The 4,568-nt window shown below is 65.6% G+C and carries 4 protein-coding genes; 1 reads left to right on the top strand and 3 read right to left on the bottom strand.

The genetic code is table 11. The features are described 5' to 3' along the window. Positions 1–364, top strand: a 364-nt coding sequence (locus EOA24_RS28255; RefSeq protein WP_127410302.1) for a DUF2336 domain-containing protein, incomplete at its 5' end; no start/stop codon positions are given. A gap of 13 nt (positions 365–377) precedes the next feature. Here EOA24_RS28255 and EOA24_RS28250 read toward each other — a convergent pair. The 3 genes from EOA24_RS28250 to EOA24_RS28240 form a co-directional block, all read right to left on the bottom strand. Then, complete coding sequence (locus EOA24_RS28250; RefSeq protein WP_126082355.1) at positions 378–815, bottom strand: VOC family protein; 438 nt, start codon at positions 813–815, stop codon at positions 378–380. A 79-nt stretch (positions 816–894) separates the two neighbouring features. Beyond that, complete coding sequence (locus EOA24_RS28245) at positions 895–2,976, bottom strand: FUSC family protein (protein WP_126082356.1); 2,082 nt, start codon at positions 2,974–2,976, stop codon at positions 895–897. 40 nt (positions 2,977–3,016) lie between these two features. After that, positions 3,017–4,568, bottom strand: a 1,552-nt coding sequence (locus EOA24_RS28240; RefSeq protein WP_133374644.1) for a DNA topoisomerase IV subunit B, incomplete at its 5' end; no start/stop codon positions are given.

Below are 4,568 nucleotides of genomic sequence, written 5' to 3'. Positions count from 1 at the left end.
CCGTACCATCGCGCATGGCAAGGTCGACTTCTTCGGTTCGACGCTGGTAGCGCTTGCCCGACAGTCCGAGCAGCGGGTGACGGCGCTTCTGGCCGGCGGGCACGACGTGGCGCTGCAGGCGCTGTTCCGCAGCGCCGGACTTGCGCCGGCGACGCATGGCACCATCCTGCGCGCGCTGAAAGTCTGGCGCGAGGTCGCCAACGGCCGGCGTGTCGCCGGCGTGCAGGAAGTGAGCTGGCTGATGCTGAAGGAACTCGGCGGCCAATCGGCCGAGGGCGATCTTGCCGGACTGGTGAAGTCGATCCATCTCGACGCGCTGCGCGAAAACGCGCGCGGGCACGCGCTGGCGATTGCCGCGGCCTAGCGCTTATCGGGTCTCAGCTGAGCTCCTGGGCAAGTCCGACAAGAAGCCCTTCAGGCCCACGGATGTAGCAGAGCCGATAAATGTCCTTGTAGCGGACCACCTCGCCAACGAGCTCGGCACCGTGCTTGCGGAGCCCCTCCAGCGTGTCGTCGATGTCGTCCACGGCGAACATGACGCGAAGATAGCCCAGGGCGTTCACCGGGGCATTGCGGTGATCCGCCACGATCGACGGCCTGAGGAAGCGGGACAGTTCCAGCCGGCTGTGGCCGTCCGGCGTTCGCATCATGGCGATCTCGACATGCTGGTCGCCCAGTCCGGTGACACGTCCGGCCCATTCCCCATCGATCGTGGCACGCCCTTCGAGTTCAAGGCCGAGCTCGCGAAAGAAATCAACCGTCGCATCGAGGTCCTCGACGACGATACCGATGTTGTCCATTCGTTTGAGCGCCATCTGTCCACCTAAGTACCGACCAGTCTGATAAGGAACCTTTCGGATCCGGTCCGACCTGAAACGCGACATGTCCCTTTGTTCAGGCACGACCCTTTGCAAAGAAATCCGGATAGTCTTCCATCGCCGCGGCAATGATGCGCAGCGAGGCGGCGATCCGCAGCATTTCGAGCCGATCGCTGCGTTCGCCAATGCTGGCCGCATATTGCCTTGCCACCGCGATGGTCGCGGTCTGCGGCTCGCCCGGCCGACGGAACAACAATTCGCGCGCCAGGCCGCGCAGAAAATTGCCGATGGATTCGACTGTCTCGCGCGGCACGGCGGAATTCAGTTGCGCATGGCGTAGCCGCAGCACCTCCAGCCCGACGGTGACGGCGGCGATGCTGCCGCCGAGAATGGGGTCGCCCCTGCGGCCCGTTCGCTGCACCTGCGGCATCAACTGGTTGATCCTGTCATAGGCGAGGCTTTCGAAAGCCGAACGCCGAGGTATCCGCTCATGCAGGCAAAGCCGCGCCAGATCCTCGCGCATCGCTTGCGAGATACGCTCCACGGTGACCCAAGGGTCGGCAGGCAGCACGACGATGAAGACGCCGATGGCGATCAGGATGCCGACCAGGATCGAGGCCGAGCCCGCAAAGAACGGCCCGGCATCATAGGTCATCTGCTGATGCGGGCTGAGGAAGGCGAGGAAGTTGATGGCGAAAGCGGTGGCGACGCCGACATGGCGTGGATTGGCCATGCCGAGCGCCGCAGGCACCAGGATCGGCACGACGAAGAGCGTGAACCAGCCGAAGCCGGGCAGCGCCGGCAGCGCGACCTGCCCGACCAGAAAGGCAAAGGGCAGCGCAATCAGGGTGCCGGTGAAGAAGCCCCAGGCCGACTGCACGGGATCGGGACGCGTCGCGAACAGGCTAGAGACCACCGCGACGAGGATGACGGTGCCGGCCGCTTCCGACCATTTGGTCGTCAGCCAGAAGACGGCAACGAGCAGCGTCGCGAGCGCGGCGCGCACGGCGTTGCGCCACGCGGCCTGATAGTCGCGGTGGACGACCAGCGCCGGCTGGCTTCGCTCATTCGATTTCCGGGAGACGGGCGAGCGAAGCGCATCGAGGCCGGCCAACACCTGTTTCAGCGCTTCGGCAAAATCACCGGCAATGGTGAGGCGAGTGATGGTGCCCACCTTGTCCTCGGCGGCAGTGTTTGCACCGGCATCGTCGGGCAGGGCCGGCACCTCTCTGGCCTTGCTCGCGATCGCATCGAGCCGCGCCACCCACGGGCCCGTGTCGTCGAGGGCGCCGGGTGTCGCCCCCAGCTCGCCGACAAAGGCTTTCAAGTCGCGTCGCATCGGGATGAGCGCCGCATTCTTCGGCGCGCGGTGGCTGTGCAGCGTGCGCGCCGCCGACAGGGCCCACAGAAGCTGGCCGATGGTGCGCCGCACCGGGTGGGCGCGGGGGGCGAAGCTCGGCGCTTCCAGCCGCGCGTAGGTGCGCATTTCTGCGAGCGTCTGGGCGTCGGTGATCAGCTTGCGCTGGAGCGCGGCAAGGCTTGCCGGATCGCCGTCGGAAAAGGCGCCGCCGGCATATTCGGCGAGGTCGAGGATGCTGCGCTTCAGCCTGGAAATGATGGCGTCGGCCGCGAGCTTGGGCAGGATCAGCCGGCTGGTGACGCCGGCGCAGACGATGCCAAGCACGATCTCGGCGCAGCGTGCGATAGCGAGATCGACAACGACAATCGGTTGACCGAGCGCCGGCAGGCTGATGATCATCACCGTGTAGCCGGCAAGCGCCGCGCCATAGGCTTCCGGGTTGCGCAACAGCGATGATACGAACGTGCAGATGCCGACCCAGAGCGCCAGAAAAGTGATCAGCAGCCAGGGATTGGTACCGCACAGGGATGTTATGCCGATAGCGGCCAGGCCGCCGGCCAGCGTGCCGAGCAGCCGGTAGAAGCCCTTCGCCAGCACCATTCCAGCCACCGGCTGGGCGACGATGAACACAGTCATCATCGCCCATTGCGGATGGTCGAGCTTCAACGCGTAGGCGGCAAGCAGCGCGATCAGCCCGGCCGAAACCGTGCGCAAGGCAAAGATCCAGTCCGAACGGGTCGGCCGCGTCAGACCGCTTAACGATGTCTCGACAAGCTCTCTCAGACGCGTCCAGGTCACATTCGTCTCCGTACAGGAGCCTTTATGGACCCTTCCGCGATCAGATATCCAGCACGTCCGTCTCGGCGAATTCGGCGCGCTCCTGGATGAAGCGGAAACGCGCTTCGGGCTTGGTGCCCATCAGCGCGTCAACGGCATCCTTGGTGGCCTGCTCGGCGTCGATCACGTCGACCCGCAGAAGGGTGCGCTTCTTCGGATCCATCGTGGTCTCCTTGAGCTGCGAGGCCATCATCTCGCCCAGGCCCTTGAAGCGGCCGATCTCGACCTTGCCGCGTCCGGTGAATTCGGTGCGCAGCAGTTCGTCCTTATGCGCGTCGTCGCGGGCGTAGCCGACCTTGCCGCCCTGCCGGATCGAATAGAGCGGCGGCACGGCCATGTAGAGATGGCCGCCGCGGATCAGGTTCGGCATCTCCTGATAGAAGAAGGTGATCAACAGGGAAGCAATATGCGCGCCGTCGACGTCGGCGTCGGTCATGATGATCACGCGGTCGTAGCGCAGGTCCTCGTCGCGGTACTTCGAGCGCGTGCCGCAGCCGAGCGCCTGGATGAGGTCGGAGATCTGCTGGTTGGCGGCAAGCTTGTCGTTGCCGGCGCTGGCGACGTTGAGGATCTTGCCGCGCAGCGGCAGCACCGCCTGGCTGGCGCGGTCGCGCGCCTGCTTGGCCGAGCCGCCGGCCGAGTCGCCCTCGACGATGAAGATCTCGGCGCCGGCGGCCGCATTTTGCGTGCAATCGGCGAGCTTGCCCGGAAGGCGCAGCTTGCGCACCGCGCTCTTGCGCGAGACTTCCTTTTCCTGGCGGCGGCGCACACGCTCGTCGGCGCGCGCGATGACCCATTCGAGAAGCTTCGAGGCTTCCTGCGGATTGTCGGCAAGCCAATGGTCGAATGGGTCGCGGATGGCGTTTTCGACGATGCGCATCGCCTCGATGGTCGCCAGCCTGTCCTTGGTCTGGCCGACGAATTCCGGCTCGCGGATGAACACCGACAGCATGCCGGCGGCCGAGATCATCACGTCCTCGGTGGTGATGATAGAGGCGCGCTTGTTGCCGATCAGGTCGGCATAGGCGCGCAGTCCGCGCGCCAGCACATTGCGGAAGCCGGCCTCATGCGTGCCGCCTTCGGGAGTTGGAATCGTATTGCAGTAGGAGTTGAGGAACCCGTCGCCGCCGAACCAGGTCACCGCCCATTCCAGCGAACCGTGGCCACCCTGCTTGTCGCTCTTGCCGGCAAAAACCTCGCGCGTGACCTGGAACTCGTCGCCCAGCGTCGCCTTGAGATAGTCCTTCAGGCCGCCGGGGAAATGAAACTCGGCCTTGGCCGGCGTCTGGTCCTTCTCCTTGATCAGCGACGGATCGCAGGTCCAGCGGATCTCGACGCCGCCGAACAGATAGGCCTTCGAGCGCGCCATGCGATAAAGCCGCGCCGGCTCGAAGGCCGCGCCCTTGCCGAAGATCTGCTCGTCGGGGTGGAAGCGGGTCCTCGTGCCGCGGCGGTTATGAACCTCGCCCAGATGCTCGAGGCCGCTGACCGGGACGCCGCGGGAAAAACGCTGACGGTAGAGCTGACGGCCGCGCGCGACCTCGACCTCGAGG

This window comes from Mesorhizobium sp. M2A.F.Ca.ET.039.01.1.1 (genome assembly GCF_003998035.1).
Classification (GTDB): Bacteria; Pseudomonadota; Alphaproteobacteria; order Rhizobiales; family Rhizobiaceae; genus Mesorhizobium.
The sequence above is the reverse complement of the archived record's forward strand: the minus strand, read 5'-3'. Positions and strand labels throughout refer to the sequence as shown.